Origin of the sequence: Desulfocapsa sulfexigens DSM 10523, assembly GCF_000341395.1 — a bacterium.
GTDB classification, from domain to species: Bacteria; Desulfobacterota; Desulfobulbia; order Desulfobulbales; family Desulfocapsaceae; genus Desulfocapsa; species Desulfocapsa sulfexigens.
The window spans coordinates 2310418-2325724 of the sequence record NC_020304.1; the positions used below are offsets into that span (position 1 = coordinate 2310418).

General features: G+C 42.2%; 26 protein-coding genes. All 26 read left to right on the forward strand.

All coding sequences use genetic code 11. The annotated features are described in order from the left end of the window. Positions 1–140 precede the first annotated feature (140 nt). The gene (gene rpsL / locus UWK_RS10155; RefSeq protein WP_015404277.1) at positions 141–512 is read left to right on the forward strand and encodes a 30S ribosomal protein S12; all 372 of its coding nucleotides are present in this window, start codon (positions 141–143) and stop codon (positions 510–512) included. A gap of 30 nt (positions 513–542) precedes the next feature. Next, complete coding sequence (gene rpsG / locus UWK_RS10160; RefSeq protein ID WP_015404278.1) at positions 543–1016, forward strand: 30S ribosomal protein S7; 474 nt, start codon at positions 543–545, stop codon at positions 1014–1016. A 41-nt stretch (positions 1017–1057) separates the two neighbouring features. Then, a complete protein-coding gene (gene fusA, locus UWK_RS10165) occupies positions 1058–3136 on the forward strand; it encodes an elongation factor G (protein ID WP_015404279.1) in 2079 nt (692 codons plus the stop codon). Between the two features lie 23 nt (positions 3137–3159). Continuing rightward, entirely contained in the window at positions 3160–4350 is a 1191-nt protein-coding gene (tuf, locus tag UWK_RS10170; protein WP_015404268.1) for an elongation factor Tu, read from the forward strand. An 11-nt stretch (positions 4351–4361) separates the two neighbouring features. Then, a complete protein-coding gene (gene rpsJ, locus UWK_RS10175) occupies positions 4362–4673 on the forward strand; it encodes a 30S ribosomal protein S10 (RefSeq protein WP_322740800.1) in 312 nt (103 codons plus the stop codon). A 45-nt stretch (positions 4674–4718) separates the two neighbouring features. Beyond that, the gene (gene rplC, locus UWK_RS10180; RefSeq protein WP_015404281.1) at positions 4719–5348 is read left to right on the forward strand and encodes a 50S ribosomal protein L3; all 630 of its coding nucleotides are present in this window, start codon (positions 4719–4721) and stop codon (positions 5346–5348) included. 38 nt (positions 5349–5386) lie between these two features. After that, positions 5387–6010 (forward strand): 50S ribosomal protein L4, encoded by a 624-nt coding sequence (gene rplD, locus UWK_RS10185; RefSeq protein ID WP_015404282.1) that lies wholly within the window; start codon positions 5387–5389, stop codon positions 6008–6010. Further along, positions 6010–6294 carry a 50S ribosomal protein L23 gene (locus UWK_RS10190; RefSeq protein ID WP_407637483.1) on the forward strand — a complete coding sequence of 95 codons (285 nt, stop codon included), beginning with the start codon at positions 6010–6012 and terminating at the stop codon, positions 6292–6294. Before rplD ends, UWK_RS10190 begins: the two co-directional genes overlap by 1 nt. Before the next feature lie 89 nt (positions 6295–6383). Continuing rightward, on the forward strand, positions 6384–7205 hold the full coding sequence (gene rplB, locus UWK_RS10195; protein WP_015404284.1) for a 50S ribosomal protein L2: 822 nt from the start codon (positions 6384–6386) through the stop codon (positions 7203–7205). Between the two features lie 15 nt (positions 7206–7220). Continuing rightward, on the forward strand, positions 7221–7496 hold the full coding sequence (rpsS, locus tag UWK_RS10200; RefSeq protein WP_015404285.1) for a 30S ribosomal protein S19: 276 nt from the start codon (positions 7221–7223) through the stop codon (positions 7494–7496). Positions 7497–7539: 43 nt separating this feature from the next. Then, a complete protein-coding gene (gene rplV / locus UWK_RS10205) occupies positions 7540–7872 on the forward strand; it encodes a 50S ribosomal protein L22 (protein ID WP_015404286.1) in 333 nt (110 codons plus the stop codon). 83 nt (positions 7873–7955) lie between these two features. Beyond that, on the forward strand, positions 7956–8606 hold the full coding sequence (gene rpsC / locus UWK_RS10210; RefSeq protein ID WP_015404287.1) for a 30S ribosomal protein S3: 651 nt from the start codon (positions 7956–7958) through the stop codon (positions 8604–8606). Positions 8607–8654: 48 nt separating this feature from the next. Beyond that, positions 8655–9071, forward strand: a complete 417-nt coding sequence (rplP, locus tag UWK_RS10215; protein WP_015404288.1) for a 50S ribosomal protein L16 — start codon at positions 8655–8657, stop codon at positions 9069–9071. Further along, positions 9068–9250 carry a 50S ribosomal protein L29 gene (gene rpmC, locus UWK_RS10220; RefSeq protein ID WP_015404289.1) on the forward strand — a complete coding sequence of 61 codons (183 nt, stop codon included), beginning with the start codon at positions 9068–9070 and terminating at the stop codon, positions 9248–9250. Before rplP ends, rpmC begins: the two co-directional genes overlap by 4 nt. A gap of 67 nt (positions 9251–9317) precedes the next feature. Further along, positions 9318–9581: a 30S ribosomal protein S17 gene (rpsQ, locus tag UWK_RS10225; protein WP_015404290.1), complete on the forward strand. Its 264-nt coding sequence runs from the start codon at positions 9318–9320 to the stop codon at positions 9579–9581. Positions 9582–9640: 59 nt separating this feature from the next. After that, a complete protein-coding gene (rplN, locus tag UWK_RS10230; protein ID WP_015404291.1) occupies positions 9641–10009 on the forward strand; it encodes a 50S ribosomal protein L14 in 369 nt (122 codons plus the stop codon). Between the two features lie 53 nt (positions 10010–10062). Further along, complete coding sequence (gene rplX, locus UWK_RS10235) at positions 10063–10395, forward strand: 50S ribosomal protein L24 (protein WP_015404292.1); 333 nt, start codon at positions 10063–10065, stop codon at positions 10393–10395. Positions 10396–10430: 35 nt separating this feature from the next. Further along, complete coding sequence (rplE, locus tag UWK_RS10240) at positions 10431–10970, forward strand: 50S ribosomal protein L5 (RefSeq protein WP_015404293.1); 540 nt, start codon at positions 10431–10433, stop codon at positions 10968–10970. Positions 10971–11069: 99 nt separating this feature from the next. Next, the gene (locus UWK_RS19020) at positions 11070–11255 is read left to right on the forward strand and encodes a type Z 30S ribosomal protein S14 (protein ID WP_083907279.1); all 186 of its coding nucleotides are present in this window, start codon (positions 11070–11072) and stop codon (positions 11253–11255) included. Positions 11256–11304: 49 nt separating this feature from the next. After that, the gene (rpsH, locus tag UWK_RS10250) at positions 11305–11703 is read left to right on the forward strand and encodes a 30S ribosomal protein S8 (RefSeq protein ID WP_015404294.1); all 399 of its coding nucleotides are present in this window, start codon (positions 11305–11307) and stop codon (positions 11701–11703) included. A gap of 24 nt (positions 11704–11727) precedes the next feature. Further along, positions 11728–12267: a 50S ribosomal protein L6 gene (gene rplF / locus UWK_RS10255; protein WP_015404295.1), complete on the forward strand. Its 540-nt coding sequence runs from the start codon at positions 11728–11730 to the stop codon at positions 12265–12267. A 48-nt stretch (positions 12268–12315) separates the two neighbouring features. Continuing rightward, the gene (rplR, locus tag UWK_RS10260) at positions 12316–12681 is read left to right on the forward strand and encodes a 50S ribosomal protein L18 (RefSeq protein WP_015404296.1); all 366 of its coding nucleotides are present in this window, start codon (positions 12316–12318) and stop codon (positions 12679–12681) included. Positions 12682–12707: 26 nt separating this feature from the next. Beyond that, positions 12708–13220: a 30S ribosomal protein S5 gene (gene rpsE, locus UWK_RS10265; RefSeq protein WP_015404297.1), complete on the forward strand. Its 513-nt coding sequence runs from the start codon at positions 12708–12710 to the stop codon at positions 13218–13220. Positions 13221–13313: 93 nt separating this feature from the next. After that, the gene (gene rpmD, locus UWK_RS10270) at positions 13314–13496 is read left to right on the forward strand and encodes a 50S ribosomal protein L30 (protein ID WP_015404298.1); all 183 of its coding nucleotides are present in this window, start codon (positions 13314–13316) and stop codon (positions 13494–13496) included. Between the two features lie 4 nt (positions 13497–13500). Further along, on the forward strand, positions 13501–13947 hold the full coding sequence (gene rplO / locus UWK_RS10275; RefSeq protein ID WP_041916878.1) for a 50S ribosomal protein L15: 447 nt from the start codon (positions 13501–13503) through the stop codon (positions 13945–13947). Between the two features lie 59 nt (positions 13948–14006). Further along, entirely contained in the window at positions 14007–15302 is a 1296-nt protein-coding gene (secY, locus tag UWK_RS10280) for a preprotein translocase subunit SecY (protein WP_015404300.1), read from the forward strand. Positions 15303–15307 lie beyond the last annotated feature (5 nt).

The window sequence follows — 15307 nt, forward strand, 5'->3', positions numbered from 1 at the left end:
AAATAAATCTCTTTCTGCTTGACACTGTTTGACGGATAGAGTATTTATTGTCCCTTTCGTGCTCGGCAAACTTACTAGTAGCCTTGTGTGATGAATAATTAACGACATTCCAATATATGTGAACAGGAGCAGTAAAGATAATGCCAACAATTAATCAGCTCATTCGGCAGGGCAGAAAAAAACAGGTAAAAAAGAGCCTTACTCCGGCACTAAAAGGTGCGCCTCAAAAACGTGGAGTGTGTGTGCGTGTATATACTACAACTCCAAAGAAGCCCAACTCGGCTCTACGTAAAGTGGCAAGGGTTCGGTTGACAAACGGAATTGAGGTCACTTCTTATATTCCTGGTATTGGCCATAATCTACAGGAGCATTCTGTTGTTCTGATTCGTGGGGGCCGTGTGAAGGATCTTCCTGGTGTTCGTTATCATGTTATTCGTGGTACTCTCGATACTCTGGGTGTCTCTGACAGACGCAAGGGTCGTTCCAAATATGGCGCGAAGCGTCCGAAATAAGCTGAACCTGGATAGTGATAGAGGAAAACAATGCCACGTAGAAAAATAGTAGAAAAAAGAAAAGTCAGTCCTGATCCACGTTTTAATTCCGTTTTGGTTTCAAAATTCACCAACGGTATAATGGAGCAGGGAAAAAAATCCATTGCCATGCGAATATTCTATGATGCGATGGATATAGTAGAATCTAAAGTACCTGATGAAGATCCTCTTACCATATTTGAAGAGGCAATGGATAAGGTGCGGCCAAAGGTTGAGGTGAAGTCTCGACGCGTTGGTGGTGCGACCTATCAGGTTCCGATGGAAGTTCGTCAGGTTCGCCGTAATGCGCTGGCTATTCGCTGGATCATTGGTTTCGCAAAGGCAAGATCAGGAAAGTCTATGTCTGATAAGCTTGCAGCTGAATTGCTTGATGCCTATAATGATCGAGGCGCTGCGGTGAAGAAACGTGACGATACTCATCGTATGGCCGAGGCTAACAAAGCTTTTGCTCACTATCGCTGGTAGGTAGTGCGTTACAATTTTAATCTGTTTTGTTGTGTTAGCTGATGGCTGATAAAGAAAGTCTTTCCGATGTGCGCAATATTGGTATAATGGCCCATATTGACGCTGGGAAAACTACAACAACTGAACGGATATTGTATTACACAGGCCGATCTTATAAGATTGGTGAGGTTCATGATGGTGCTGCCGTCATGGACTGGATGGAACAGGAACAGGAGCGGGGGATTACAATTACCTCTGCCGCTACAAGCTGTGCCTGGAAATCCAAAAGGATTAATATCATTGATACGCCTGGTCATGTCGATTTTACCGTTGAGGTGGAACGATCCCTGCGTGTGCTCGATGGCGCTGTGGCAGTTTTTTGTGCCGTAGGTGGTGTTGAGCCACAGTCCGAAACGGTTTGGCGACAGGCTGAAAGATACGGGATACCTCGAATAGCGTTCATCAATAAGATGGATCGGGTCGGGGCTGATTTTGATCGGGTTGTTGCAATGATGGAGAAACGACTGGGGGCAAATCCGGTTGTTCTTCAGATTCCTGTCGGAAAAGAGTCAGAGTTTGAGGGTGTTGTAGATATCATTGAAGGAAAAATGTATGCCTTTGATGAAGAGACACTTGGACAGGAAATCATAGAAAAAGATATTCCGGAAGATTACCGGAACAGATTCACGGCCGCATATATGGTACTCATCGAGAAGTTGGCCGACTTCGATGATGGGATCATGGAAAAATTCCTTGATGATACACCTGTATCTGCGACTGAAATTTATCGTGCCCTGCGTACTGCAACATTGAATTTGGACCTTGTGCCTGTTCTCTGTGGAAGTGCTTTTAAAAACAAAGGCATACAGCCTTTGCTGGACTCCATTGTTCAATACTTGCCATCACCACTGGATGTACCTCCGATGGTAGGTGAAGGGAAGAAGGGAGAAGAGATCAGTCGAAAAGCCGACGCAGATGAGAAACTGTCAGCACTCATTTTTAAGATAATGAGTGATACTTTTGTTGAGAATCTGGCTTTTATCCGTTTGTATTCAGGAAGACTGAAGGTTGGTGACAAGGTTTTTAATCCTGTCAAAAAGAAGAAAGAAAAAATTGGGAAATTGATTCGTCTTCATGCCAACAAAAGAGAAGAGGTTGAAAGTCTCAAGGCTGGAGATATTGGTGCTGTAATAGGGCTTAAGTTTTCCTCTACTGGTGATACTCTTTGTGCTTCAGGTGATTACATTGTCTTGGAAAGTATGGATTTTCCAGAACCTGTAATTGGGATTGCTATTGAAGCTAAGAGCAAGGCAGATGAAAAGAAGCTTAGCGAAACACTTGATAAGATAGCTCTTGAAGACCCCTCGTTCAGAATTGCCAAAAACGAGGACACTGGGCAGACAATTATTTCTGGAATGGGTGAACTTCATCTGGAGATCATTGTTGACAGGTTGCTTAACGAATTCAAAGTAAACGCGAACGTTGGTAAGCCTCAGGTTTCCTACAAGGAAACCATTTCTGCTGTTGCGGAAGGAGAGGGGAAGTTTGATCAACAGACCGGTGCTAAAGGTCAGTATGGTCACGTTGTTTTAAAGGTTGAGCCACTTGGAAGGTCCGAAGGGGTAGTGTTCGAGAGTCATGTGAAAGACGCTCAGATTCCTGCTCAGTTCCTTGGAGCAATCGAAAAGGGAATTCGAGACAGTCTGGACGCGGGACCACTTATAGGGTATCCGGTCACCGATTTGAAGGTCTCACTCATTGGCGGATCTTATATTGATGATGAGTCAACAGAGATGGCTTTTGGGATTTCTTCGGCTATGGCTATACGGAGGGTAACTGCTGATGCAGAACCTATCTTGCTTGAGCCGATAATGAACATAGAGATCACATGTCCCGATGAGTACCTTGGAGATATGATGAACGACCTCCACTCCAAGAGAGCCAAGGTTGTTGGTGTTGAGAGTAATAATAACATACAGGTCGTAAAGGCTCATGCGCCGCTTTCGCAAATGTTTGGGTATTCGACATCATTGCGATCAGCCACACAGGGCAGGGCAAGCTTCACCATGCAGTTTGAAAAATATGACGTTGTTCCAGAAAGTAGAGCAAACGAAATTATAAGAAAAATCAGAGGAATATAGATAGTTCATTTTGAGGGAAGGCTATGTCGAAAGTAAAATTTGAAAGGACTAAACCGCATGTCAATGTAGGTACCGTTGGTCATATTGATCATGGTAAAACCACTCTGACTGCTGCAATAACAGCTGTACAGGCAACCAAGGGATTTGCCCAGTTTACTGACTTCAGTAATATTGATAAGGCTCCAGAGGAAAAAGAGCGCGGAATTACCATCGCAACAGCTCACGTTGAGTATGAGACTGAGAATCGTCATTACGCTCATGTGGATTGTCCTGGTCATGCTGACTATATTAAAAACATGATCACAGGTGCCGCACAGATGGACGGTGCTATTCTGGTGGTTGGTGCAGATGATGGTGCCATGCCTCAGACTCGTGAGCATATCCTTCTTGCGCGTCAGGTAGGTGTTCCTGCAATTGTTGTTTTCCTCAACAAATGCGACATGGTAGACGATGAAGAGCTTATCGAACTCGTTGAGATGGAGCTTCGTGAACTCCTGGACAAGTATGAATTTCCAGGCGATGATATTCCAATCATTCATGGCTCAGCTCTGAAGGCTCTTGAAAATCCAACGGATCCTGAAGCCGCTAAATGCATCAATGAATTGATGGAAGCCATCGATACATATATTCCTGAGCCTAAGCGTGATGTTGATCAGCCTTTCCTTATGCCTGTCGAGGATGTTTTTTCGATTTCTGGTCGTGGTACAGTTGCCACTGGTCGAATAGAGCGTGGAATCGTCCATGTTGGTGATGAGATAGAGATAGTAGGAATTAAAGATACCGTGAAGACCACCTGTACCGGTGTTGAGATGTTCCGAAAACTGCTTGATGAAGGTCAGGCTGGTGATAATATTGGTGCTCTTCTTCGTGGCGTGAAACGTGAAGACATTGAGCGTGGACAAGTTCTCGCGAAGCCAGGTAGCATTAAGCCGCACACCAGTTTCAAGGCGGAGTGTTACATACTTGGAAAAGATGAGGGCGGACGTCATACCCCATTCTTTAACGGATATCGTCCTCAGTTTTATTTCAGAACAACTGACGTAACAGGCGTTATAACCCTCCCCGAGGGAGTTGAGATGGTAATGCCTGGTGACAACGTTCATGTTGTAGGCGAGCTTATCACCCCGATTGCAATGGATGTCGGTCTTCGTTTTGCTATCCGTGAGGGTGGTAGAACCGTCGGTGCCGGTGTTGTAAGTGAAATCATCGAATAAGGAAGATCATGATACCTGCAGATAAAATTCGTATTCGCCTCAAGGCGTATGACCATAAATTACTTGATCTCTCCACTCACGAGATAGTTGAGACCGCACGACGTACCGGAGCTGCTGTTGCAGGTCCGATTCCTCTGCCAACCTCAATCAACAAATTCTGTGTCCTTCGGTCGCCACATGTTGATAAAAAATCCAGGGAGCAGTTTGAGATGAGAACCCACCGTCGCCTTATAGACATTCTGGAGCCCACCCAGCAGACTATTGATCTGTTGATGAAGCTTGAATTGTCTGCAGGTGTTGATGTGGAGATTAAACTGCCATAGCGAGTTTTTTTTAATCGCTTAATTTGAAGATGTATAGGTAAAATTATGCCGAAAACAATGGGTTTATTAGGTAAGAAGATAGGTATGACCCGCGTATATAACGATATTGGAGCAGTTATCCCAGTAACCGTTATAGAAGCAGGGCCCTGTAAAATACTTCAGGTCAAATCAGAAGCTACTGATGGTTACAATGCAATTCAGGTAGGTTTTGGTGACAAGAAAGCTCAGAGAGTTAACAAACCTCTTGCTGGACATTTTAAGAAGGCCGAAAGTGACGGCTTTTATAATATCCGTGAATTTAGAGTTTCCAGTGCTGCTGAATATCAAATAGGTCAGGATATCACCCTCAGCGAATTATTCAAAATTGGTGATACCATCGACGTGCAGGGTGTTTCTCAAGGGAAAGGGTTTCAAGGCGTTATGAAACGCCATGGCTTTAAGGGTGGTCCAGGTGGCCATGGTTCAAACTTTCATCGTGCACCAGGATCGATTGGTTGTAGTGCCTGGCCTGGAAGAGTTGTCAAGGGAAAGAAGTTACCAGGTCGAATGGGTAATGATACTGTTTTGAAAAAAAATGTGCTGGTCATAGACGTTCGTGATGATGACAATCTTATCATTGTCAAAGGTCCAGTTCCTGGGGCCAAGCAAGGTCTTTTGAAGCTTTTTAGCAAGTAATCAGCCATTAAGTGACTTATCGGTTTAGGGAGTAAATAATGTCCACCGTAGATATAGTAAATACCAGCAACGAAAAAGTTGGTGAGATTGAGCTGAATGCTGATGTGTTCGATCTGACAGTCAAAGAGCATCTGCTCCATGATGTAGTTCGTATGCAACGTGCCGCAAAGCGTGCCGGTAATGCCAGCACAAAAACTCGAAGAGAGGTTCGTGGTGGTGGTGCCAAACCTTGGAAGCAAAAGGGAACAGGACGGGCACGTGCTGGTACCAGAAACTCTCCTATATGGAGAGGAGGTGGTGTCACCTTCGGTCCAAAACCCCGCGATTATAGTTTCAAACTTAACCGCAAAGTAAAACAACAGGCACTCGCGATGGCTATGAGTGCAAGGTTGCAGGAAGGCAATTTAGTAGTAATTGATGATTTTATCATGGATGCAATCAAGACAAAAAACTTCGTTGGAATTATGAAGGGTTTTGATTTTGAAAACTGTCTCGTTGTCACTGAGGGAAACTACGAAAACGTAAACAAGTCAGCTCGCAATGCCAATGGATTTAAGGTCCTGCCTGTTGAAGGGTTGAATGTTTATGACATCTTGCTGCACAAGAAACTTATGCTGCTTAAACCAGCAGTGGAAAGTCTTGAGAAGAGGTTAACCGCATGATAAATGATCATAGAATTCTTAGGGGTCCGTTACTCACTGAAAAGGCTAATATTCAACTTGATGTTGATGGAAAGGTTGTTTTCAAAGTAGATCCTAAAGCAAACAAAATTGAAATTAAAAAGGCTGTAGAGAAAATGTTTGATGTCAAAGTTAAGCACGTTCATACTACTAATATGCATGGCAAACAGAAACGCGTAGGACGCTTCACCGGCTTTACCAACGACTGGAAAAAAGCATACGTGACTTTGTCTGAAGGTGAGATTAATTTTGCAGACCAACTGTAAAATTTATTGAACAATTACGGATCTCAGCTAAGCAACACTACAGTGTAGCTATCAATCCAAATTAGCGTTGATGGAGCGATTAGATAATCATGACAATTAAGAAATTCAAACCCACATCACCTGGTAAACGACACCATGTGGCAATTAAAAATTCAGAACTGTCTCAAAATGGTCCTGAAAAAAGTTTACTTGCACCTTTGTCAAAATCTGGTGGTCGAAATAATTACGGAAGAATAACCTCTCGTCACATAGGTGGCGGTCACAAACGTAAATATCGTATTATTGATTTCAAACGCAATAAAATTGATATCGCGGCAAAGGTTATTTCAATCGAATACGACCCTAATAGATCAGCAAATATTGCCTTGCTCTCTTATCTCGATGGTCAGAAAACATATATTCTTGCTCCTTCGGGAATTGCAGTGGGAGATCAGGTTATAGCTGGCGACAGTGTAGACATAAAGCCTGGTAACTGTCTTCCAATGATGAATATACCGCTTGGTACTGTTATTCATAACATTGAAATGAAGATAGGAAAAGGTGGACAGCTTGTTAGAAGTGCAGGCGTTTCTGCACAGCTTATGGCAAAAGAGGGCACCTACGTGCTCGTCAGACTGCCATCTGGAGAGGTTCGTAAATTCCATCGACTCTGTCGTGCCTGTATAGGAAAAGTCGGTAATCACGAGCATGAAAGCCAGAAGCTTGGAAAAGCCGGTCGTACGCGCTGGATGGGAAAACGTCCGCATGTACGAGGTGTTGCCATGAACCCTGTAGATCATCCTATGGGTGGTGGTGAGGGGAAGAGCTCTGGTGGTCGTCATCCGTGTACGCCATGGGGATACCCAACTAAGGGGTACAAGACCAGAAAGAATACCGAGTCTGACAAATACATTGTCAAGAAAAGACGTTAATTAAGAGGAATAGCTATGGCTCGTTCAGTCAAAAAAGGACCCTTTATCGATGATCACCTTCAAAGGAAGGTTGATGCTGCAGTTGAAGGCGGATCCCGGAAGGTTATAAAAACATGGTCCAGAAGATCCGATATCTCTCCGGAGATGGTTGGGTTAACCTTTGCTGTTCATAACGGCAAAAAATTTATTCCGGTCTTTGTATCAGAAAACATGGTTGGTCATAAACTCGGTGAGTTTTCTCCTACCAGAACTTTTTATGGCCATGCTTCTGATAAAAAAGGACGTAAGTAAATATTAAAAAAGATTTCGATAAGGTTCACTAGGAGTAAATACTATGGAAGCTCGTGCCGTAGGGAGACGTATTAGGATCTCCCCTCAGAAAGCTAGACTCGTTGCTGACGTGGTTCGGGGAATGGGCGTTGATAAAGCGATTACCACTCTCAGGTTCATGCCAAAAAAAGGTGCGTCAATATTGAGAAAGGTCATCGAATCCGCCGTTGCCAATGCAACCCAGGACGACCAGATTGATGTTGATAATCTTTATGTAAAAACTGTATTCATTGACGGTGGACCTTCTTTTAAAAGAATCCGACCCCGCGCAATGGGACGGGCGACATCAATTATTAAACGTACAAGTCATATAACAGTAGTGCTTGATGAAAATTAATACTTTACTTTATCAGCAGTAATGGGTATGACTCACAATTTTTTTATTTTTATATAGCTTAAGCGTATTGCTGGAGGATTATTTTGGGGCAGAAAGTTAACCCACTAGGGTTCAGACTTGGAATAACTCGGACATGGGATTCAATTTGGTATGCCAATAAGGACTACTCACTTAATCTCATTGAAGATCAGAAAATTAGAAAGTTTCTTAAGAAACGTCTTCAACACGCCGCTCTTTCCAAAATCATCCTTGAGCGCACTGGAGAAAAAGTTCGTGTGAAACTTTTCACCGCTCGACCTGGTATAATTATTGGGAAGAAGGGTTCGGAAATTGAGCTTCTAAAGAAAGAGCTCGAGAAAATTATCAACCGTAAGGCTGTTATAGATATTCAGGAAGTTCGACGTCCTGAGGCTGACGCACAGCTGGTCGCAGAAAATATTGCTCAACAGCTTGTTCGAAGAGTTGCCTTCAGACGAGCAATGAAAAAATCGGTCAATTCTGCTCTCAGGTTCGGAGTCAAAGGTATCAAGATTTCCTGCTCTGGTCGTCTCGGTGGTGCTGAGATGTCTCGTTGTGAGTGGGTTCGTGAGGGGCGCGTTCCGCTTCACACGCTTCGTGCTGATGTAGACTATGCCTTGGCAGAGGCGAATACCACTTATGGTATTATCGGTATCAAAGTATGGATTTTTAAGGGTGAGGTTCTGAACGATAAGGATTCTCCCGCTGAAATATAGTGAGAGCGTTCCCCCCAGGAAATCCATTATTAATATTGGAGTTTAAGAATGTTAAGTCCTAAAAAGGTCAAACATAGAAAAGTCTTTACAGGAAAAAATAGAGGCAAGGCACAACGTGGCTCTACCATTTCCTTTGGTGAATATGCCCTTAAGGCTGTTGAAAGGGGTAAAATGACCGCTCAACAGATTGAAGCTGCGCGTATTGCCATAAACAGAAAAATTAAGCGTGGAGGACAAGTTTGGATCCGTGTCTTCCCTGACAAACCAGTTACCAAAAAACCAGCTGAAACACGTATGGGAAAAGGTAAAGGAAGTCCTGAATATTGGGTTGCAGTTACAAAACCCGGAAAAATTATTTACGAACTGGCAGGAGTTGATGAAGAGCTGGCCATTAAAGCTCTCACTCTTGCGGGCGCCAAACTGCCGTTTAAGACAAAGGTTATCACTAAGAGGAGCACACTATGAAAATGTCAGAATTGCGCTCTATGTCTGAAGATGATCTTCAGAAGAAGCTGGTCGAAATGAAGGAAGAAATTTCTAATCTTTCATTTCAACATAAGATCAGACCTCTTGAGAATACTTCGGTTTTGAAACAGCTCCGGAAGGATATTGCACGCATTAATACTCTTTTTAACGAGAATTAGAGAAAAGCCTGCAAAATTTGTTTCCTAGCCGAAGTAGAAAATTATTCTAACTCGAATTGTGTTAATCATGAGTGAAATAAAAAAAATAAAGAAGACCAGAACTGGTACTGTTGTCAGTAACAGTATGGAGAAAAGTATAGTTGTTCGTGTAGAACGAAAGGTACGTCACAAACTCTATGGTAAATATATTAAAAAGAGTGTGAAATATCTTGCCGATGACCCTGAGAACAACTGTAACATTGGCGATATTGTCAAGATAGAAGAATGTCGGCCACTGAGTAAGAAAAAGCGGTGGCGGTTAAGAGATATCATTCGCGAAGCTGTTGTATAATCAGCCTAGAATTACTCCATTTTTTTTGAAATGCAACTGATTAATAATCAGGTGAAATTATGATACAAAGTGAAAGTGTTCTGAATGTTGCAGACAATTCAGGAGCTAAAAAGCTACTCTGCATTAGAGTTCTTGGTGGTACCAGAAAGAGATATGCATCCATAGGTGATGTTATTGTTGGTACCGTTAAAGAAGCAATGCCGAATGCGAAAGTGAAAAAAGGTGATGTTGTTAAAGCAGTTATTGTTCGTACGGTTAAAGAGATGAAACGTATGGATGATACCTGGGTTAAGTTTGATGAGAATGCAGCGGTTATCCTCTCTGGAACCGGTGATCCCGTCGGAACACGAATTTTCGGACCTGTGGCAAGAGAGCTACGTAACCAGGGATTTATGAAAATTGTCTCCCTGGCCCCCGAAGTTTTATAATACGTTTTAAGCAACCCATCATATATGGTGCGGTTGAACAAAAGGTGCTGAAAATGGCAAAGGGACAAACATACCTGAGAAAAAATGACCAGGTAGAAGTAATTGCAGGCAAGGATAAGGGAAGAGTTGGTAAAATTCTGAATGTCTTTCCTGATAAAGATAATGCTCTGGTTGAACGTATCAATATGGTAAAGCGTCATACCAAGGGTACTGAAATGAACCAGCAGGGACAAATCATTAATCGAGAAGCGCCGATTCATGTATCTAATTTGCAGTTGATATGTCCAGAATGTACTAAAACTGGACGGATTGGCAAAAAATTCTTAGAAGATGGAACAAAGGTACGCTTTTGTAAGAGCTGCGGCGAGTCCATCGAAAGCAAATAGTAAAAGGTTAATATGGCTGTTGCCAGGAGTAGCAAATGGGTTCGCTGAAAGAGCACTATATAAATGAATGTAGACCAGCATTGCAAAATGAGTTTGGGTATACCAATGTTATGCAGATCCCAAAGATCGAAAAGATCATCTTAAACATGGGACTTGGTGAGGCCGTGCAGAATCCTAAGATTATTGATGGAGCTGTAGATGAACTCACCAATATCGCTGGACGCAAAGCAGTTGTAACAAAAGCAAAAAAATCAATCGCTGGCTTTAAGTTACGCGAAGGCATGCCAATTGGTTGTCGAGTAACCCTTCGCGGCGATGTAATGTACGATTTCTTTAGCAAGCTTGTTAATATAGCTTTACCAAGGGTACGTGATTTCCGTGGAATTTCACCCAAATCTTTTGATGGACGTGGTAATTTTTCTATGGGTGTAAAAGAACAGATCATTTTTCCAGAAATCGATTACGATAAAATTGATAAGATTAAAGGCTTAAACATTAGTATTGTAACTACTGCCTCAACGGATAAAGAAGGCCTTAGCCTTCTTAAAAGTCTGGGAATGCCCTTTAAAGGTTAATTTTTTTTGCTGAATATCAGTTGTCTGAACAATTGCAATTTATCATAAAAGAATAATTTAAATATTAGCACTATAGAATTTTTAGAACTGGAGGTCGGTTTGGCTAAGAAATCTCTCATTGCGAAAGCAAAAAGAACGCCAAAATTTGCGGTAAGGAAATATAACAGATGTCCTCTTTGTGGACGTCCTAAGGCGTATATTCGAAAGTTCGGCATGTGTCGTATCTGTTTTCGTAAATTAGCATCTAGTGGACAGGTTACCGGTGTAACCAAGTCATCTTGGTAATCTGTATACCCACTGGATCAAAATATAATTTTGACAAGGAGAGTTCGCGATGTCTATGAGCGATCCCCTGGCAGATATGCTGACCAGGATTAGAAATGGAGTTAAGGCACGGTTTGATTCAGTCGAAATGCCTTCTTCAAAAGCAAAAGTAAATATTGCAAAAGTTCTGCAAGATGAAGGGTATGTGACTGGTTATCAGGTTGATGACTCCGGGGTTCAAGGAACCTTGACCATCAATTTGAAATACGGTTCTGACCAGACACCAGTGATCACTGGTATTAAACGTGTCAGCAAGCCTGGTTTACGTAAATATGCAAGAGCCGGAGAGATACCAACTGTACTCAATGGACTTGGAATTGCCATCCTTTCGAGCTCGAAAGGCGTTATTACTGATAAAACCGCAAGGGCCAGTAATGTAGGCGGTGAGATTCTTTGCGAGGTCTGGTAAGGCCAGCAAATAACGGAGGTAATCATGTCTCGTATTGGAAAACAGCCTGTTGTTGTCCCTGCTGATGTCAAAATTGACATCAAAGGACAGAAAATAACAGTATCTGGAAAGAACGGAATTCTTGAACGTCAAATATTGCCGGAACTCGAGATCACCATGAAAGATCAGGAGATTATAGTTGAGAACCGAGATAACAGTAAAAGAACAAATGCCTTTCGTGGAATGACCAGAAGTCTTATTGATAATATGGTCACTGGAGTGAATGAAGGGTTCAAGAAAATCCTTATCGTTGAAGGTGTTGGTTATAAGGTCAATATGTCTGGAAAAACCCTGACCTTAAATATTGGGTATTCTAATCCCGTTGAATTTCCTGTTCCAGAAGGAGTTCAGATCAATGTTGATGGTACCAACAAAATTGTTGTTGAATCCATTGATAAAGAATTGCTTGGTCTTACTTCAGCCAAAATTCGTGGTCTTCGTAAACCAGAACCCTATAAGGGAAAAGGTATTCGCTACGAAAATGAACATATTATACGAAAGGTTGGTAAGGCTGGAGCGAAGTAAACTGGCAGTCATAAATTTATGACTACTTCTCAAATAAGGTAAGGAAAAATGGCTAAGACAGATCAAAAAACAAAAGCCAGGGCCAAACGTGTTCGTCGCATTCGAAAGAAAATCACTGGAAGCAGTGAGCAACCGCGTCTCAGAGTCTTTAAGAGTAATAAACATATTTATGCTCAGATCATTGATGATTCTGAAGGAAAAACCCTTGTCTCAATGTCAACTATAGATAAGAATTTTCAAGGATCTGAAGGTGATGATAAAACCGCTAGTGCGAAAAAGGTAGGATTATTACTTGCTGAGGCAGCCAAAAATGCCGGGGTAAGTAAGGTTGTTTTTGATCGTGGTGGATATATTTATCACGGTCGGGTAAAATCACTTTCTGAAGGGGCCCGCGAAGGTGGGCTTCAATTTTAAAGATATAAATTAAGGGGGGGTTTCCCTTGGCAGATTTTAAACATTCAAGGAACGAAAGTTCTGATGAATTTATTGAAAAAATTGTATTCATTAATCGTGTTGCCAAAGTTGTAAAAGGTGGACGTCGATTTAGTTTTAGTGCCATAGTCGTCGTGGGCGACGGCAAGGGTAAGATTGGATACGGACTTGGGAAAGCTAACCTCGTTCCAGAGGCTATTCGCAAAGGTGTTGAGAAGGCGAGAAAGGATATGACTTCTGTCTCTCTTACTGATATATCCATCCCTCATCAGGTTGTTGGACGATATGGTGCCGGTAAAGTATTACTGAAACCAGCATCAGAAGGTACCGGAGTAATTGCAGGTGGTCCCGTTCGCGCAGTCCTTGAAGCTGTTGGTGTGCATAACATATTAACCAAATGTCTCGGATCACATAATCCACACAACATGGTTAAGGCCACTCTGAATGGTTTGAAAAGTCTTCGCACTGCTAAGAAAATTGCAGAAATGCGTGGAAAAAGTGTAGACGAAATTCAGGCGTAGCGAGTAAACGATAAGCATGATTTGAACGGGGGGTGAAATCCTTCCCAATAAATCATGCTTTTTTCTATTTAATATCGAGTAAAAGGTAGTCTAATGTCCGATACAATCACATTCACTTTAGTCAAGAGCGGGATCGGCAGTACTGAAAAGATTCGTGCAACTCTTACAGGTCTTGGACTGACAAAAATGCAGAAACGTGTAACCCGCAAAAACACCCCTGAAATAAAGGGTATGCTTGCAAAAGTTGCACACCTTGTCCGTGTCGAGGAGGCGTAAAATGATAAATTTAGGAAATCTTTCCCCGAACAAGGGAGCCAACAGGCAGAGAAAACGTCTTGGTCGTGGACCAGGAACAGGCCACGGAAAAACAGCAGGACGTGGACATAAGGGGTTTAAATCTCGGTCAGGTTCAGGTGTTAAACCAGGCTTTGAGGGCGGGCAGATGCCATTACAGCGTCGGCTCCCTAAACGTGGTTTTACAAATATCAATACTGTTAAATTTTCAATAATATCTCTAAGTCAACTGGAAAAATTTGATTTTGATGGTGAAATTACTACGGCAACACTTGTAGAACATGGTTTTGCTCGCAGTGGACGTCCAGTTAAAATATTAGCGAACGGTGATATAAACAAAGCAATTACCGTCGCAGTTGAAAAGGTTAGCGGCGGAGCAAAGGCAAAAATTGAAGCAGCCGGCGGCAAAGTTGTGGTAACTGAGATTAAGTAAATAAGCGGAAAATAATTTATTGAAGCTCAGTGTTACCAGCTTCTGTATGGAAATATATTATGAGTGGACTGCAGAACGCTACGAAATCTTCTGATTTAAGAAAGCGTATTATTTTTACACTGTTAATGCTGGCAGTCTACAGGATGGGTGTGCAAGTGCCAACTCCTGGTATTAATGGAGAGGCACTTGCTGCATTTTTTGCCAAAAATGCTGGGACACTTTTTGGAATGTTTAACATGTTTTCCGGTGGTGCATTGGAGAATTTCTCCATCTTTGCACTTGGAATCATGCCGTACATTTCAGCCTCTATTATTATACAGCTACTTACCGTTGTGATTCCCCAGCTAGAGACTCTTAAGAAAGAGGGTGCGTCTGGACAGAGAAAAATTACGCAGTATACACGGTATGGTACCGTTGGTCTGAGTATTATACAGGGTACTTTCATTGCTACTGGATTGCAGAGCATGGTTGGTCCCGGTGGCGAACCCATTGTTTTGAATTCAGGGACTCCTTTTATCCTTATGACCATGCTTACTCTGACAGCTGGTACATCATTTATTATGTGGCTCGGTGAACAGATGACTGAGCGTGGAATAGGAAACGGGATCTCACTGATTATATTTGCAGGTATTGTTGCTCGCGGTCCCGCTGCACTTGTGAATTCATTTCAATTAATTAAAGCTGGTGAGATAACGCTCTTTTTTGTCCCTCTGATTATCGCATTTATGGTTGGAGTAGTTGCTATTATCGTATTCTTTGAAACTGCTCAACGTAGAATCCCAATCCAATACGCAAAGCGGGTAGTTGGAAGAAAGGTTTATGGTGGTCAGAGTTCTCATTTACCACTTAAAATAAACATATCTGGTGTAATTCCACCAATTTTTGCATCATCAATTATGATGTTTCCTGCTACCATTGGTGGTTTTGTTCAGGTTGAGTGGGTTCAGAAGGCATCAGCTGCAATGGCTCCTGGAAGTTTCTATTATTACATACTCTATATTGCGATGATAGTTTTCTTTTGCTTTTTTTACACAGCCGTAACTTTTAAACCAGATGATGTTGCAGAGAACTTGAAAAAGAATGGTGGGTTTGTGCCCGGCATACGTCCTGGCAGAAAAACTGCTGATTTTATTGATAAAGTGTTAACACGTTTAACTGTGGTTGGTGCAATTTACCTCAGTGCAGTTTGTGTATTACCTACTATTCTTATTTCGAAATTTAACTTACCGTTTTATTTTGGTGGTACGGCTCTATTGATCATAGTTGGTGTTGCCATTGATACTGTCTCTCAGGTTCAGTCCCAGATGGTGATGACGAACTACGAAGGCTTTATGAAATCCGGTGGTAAAAAATAAACGGT

Bases quoted from the DNA above. Each gene is read 5' to 3' on its own strand.
- rplV (WP_015404286.1), top strand. From the start codon at position 7,540: ATGGAAGCTCGTGCCGTAGGGAGACGTATTAGGATCTCCCCTCAGAAA.
- rplF (WP_015404295.1), top strand. From the start codon at position 11,728: ATGTCTCGTATTGGAAAACAGCCTGTTGTTGTCCCTGCTGATGTCAAA.
- fusA (WP_015404279.1), top strand. From the start codon at position 1,058: ATGGCTGATAAAGAAAGTCTTTCCGATGTGCGCAATATTGGTATAATG.
- rpsH (WP_015404294.1), top strand. From the start codon at position 11,305: ATGTCTATGAGCGATCCCCTGGCAGATATGCTGACCAGGATTAGAAAT.
- rpsG (WP_015404278.1), top strand. From the start codon at position 543: ATGCCACGTAGAAAAATAGTAGAAAAAAGAAAAGTCAGTCCTGATCCA.
- rplN (WP_015404291.1), top strand. From the start codon at position 9,641: ATGATACAAAGTGAAAGTGTTCTGAATGTTGCAGACAATTCAGGAGCT.
- rpsQ (WP_015404290.1), top strand. From the start codon at position 9,318: ATGAGTGAAATAAAAAAAATAAAGAAGACCAGAACTGGTACTGTTGTC.
- rplX (WP_015404292.1), top strand. From the start codon at position 10,063: ATGGCAAAGGGACAAACATACCTGAGAAAAAATGACCAGGTAGAAGTA.
- rplR (WP_015404296.1), top strand. From the start codon at position 12,316: ATGGCTAAGACAGATCAAAAAACAAAAGCCAGGGCCAAACGTGTTCGT.
- rplE (WP_015404293.1), top strand. From the start codon at position 10,431: ATGGGTTCGCTGAAAGAGCACTATATAAATGAATGTAGACCAGCATTG.
- rpmC (WP_015404289.1), top strand. From the start codon at position 9,068: ATGAAAATGTCAGAATTGCGCTCTATGTCTGAAGATGATCTTCAGAAG.
- rplC (WP_015404281.1), top strand. From the start codon at position 4,719: ATGCCGAAAACAATGGGTTTATTAGGTAAGAAGATAGGTATGACCCGC.
- rplD (WP_015404282.1), top strand. From the start codon at position 5,387: ATGTCCACCGTAGATATAGTAAATACCAGCAACGAAAAAGTTGGTGAG.
- rpsL (WP_015404277.1), top strand. From the start codon at position 141: ATGCCAACAATTAATCAGCTCATTCGGCAGGGCAGAAAAAAACAGGTA.
- secY (WP_015404300.1), top strand. From the start codon at position 14,007: ATGAGTGGACTGCAGAACGCTACGAAATCTTCTGATTTAAGAAAGCGT.
- rplP (WP_015404288.1), top strand. From the start codon at position 8,655: ATGTTAAGTCCTAAAAAGGTCAAACATAGAAAAGTCTTTACAGGAAAA.
- tuf (WP_015404268.1), top strand. From the start codon at position 3,160: ATGTCGAAAGTAAAATTTGAAAGGACTAAACCGCATGTCAATGTAGGT.
- rpsS (WP_015404285.1), top strand. From the start codon at position 7,221: ATGGCTCGTTCAGTCAAAAAAGGACCCTTTATCGATGATCACCTTCAA.
- rpmD (WP_015404298.1), top strand. From the start codon at position 13,314: ATGTCCGATACAATCACATTCACTTTAGTCAAGAGCGGGATCGGCAGT.
- rplB (WP_015404284.1), top strand. From the start codon at position 6,384: ATGACAATTAAGAAATTCAAACCCACATCACCTGGTAAACGACACCAT.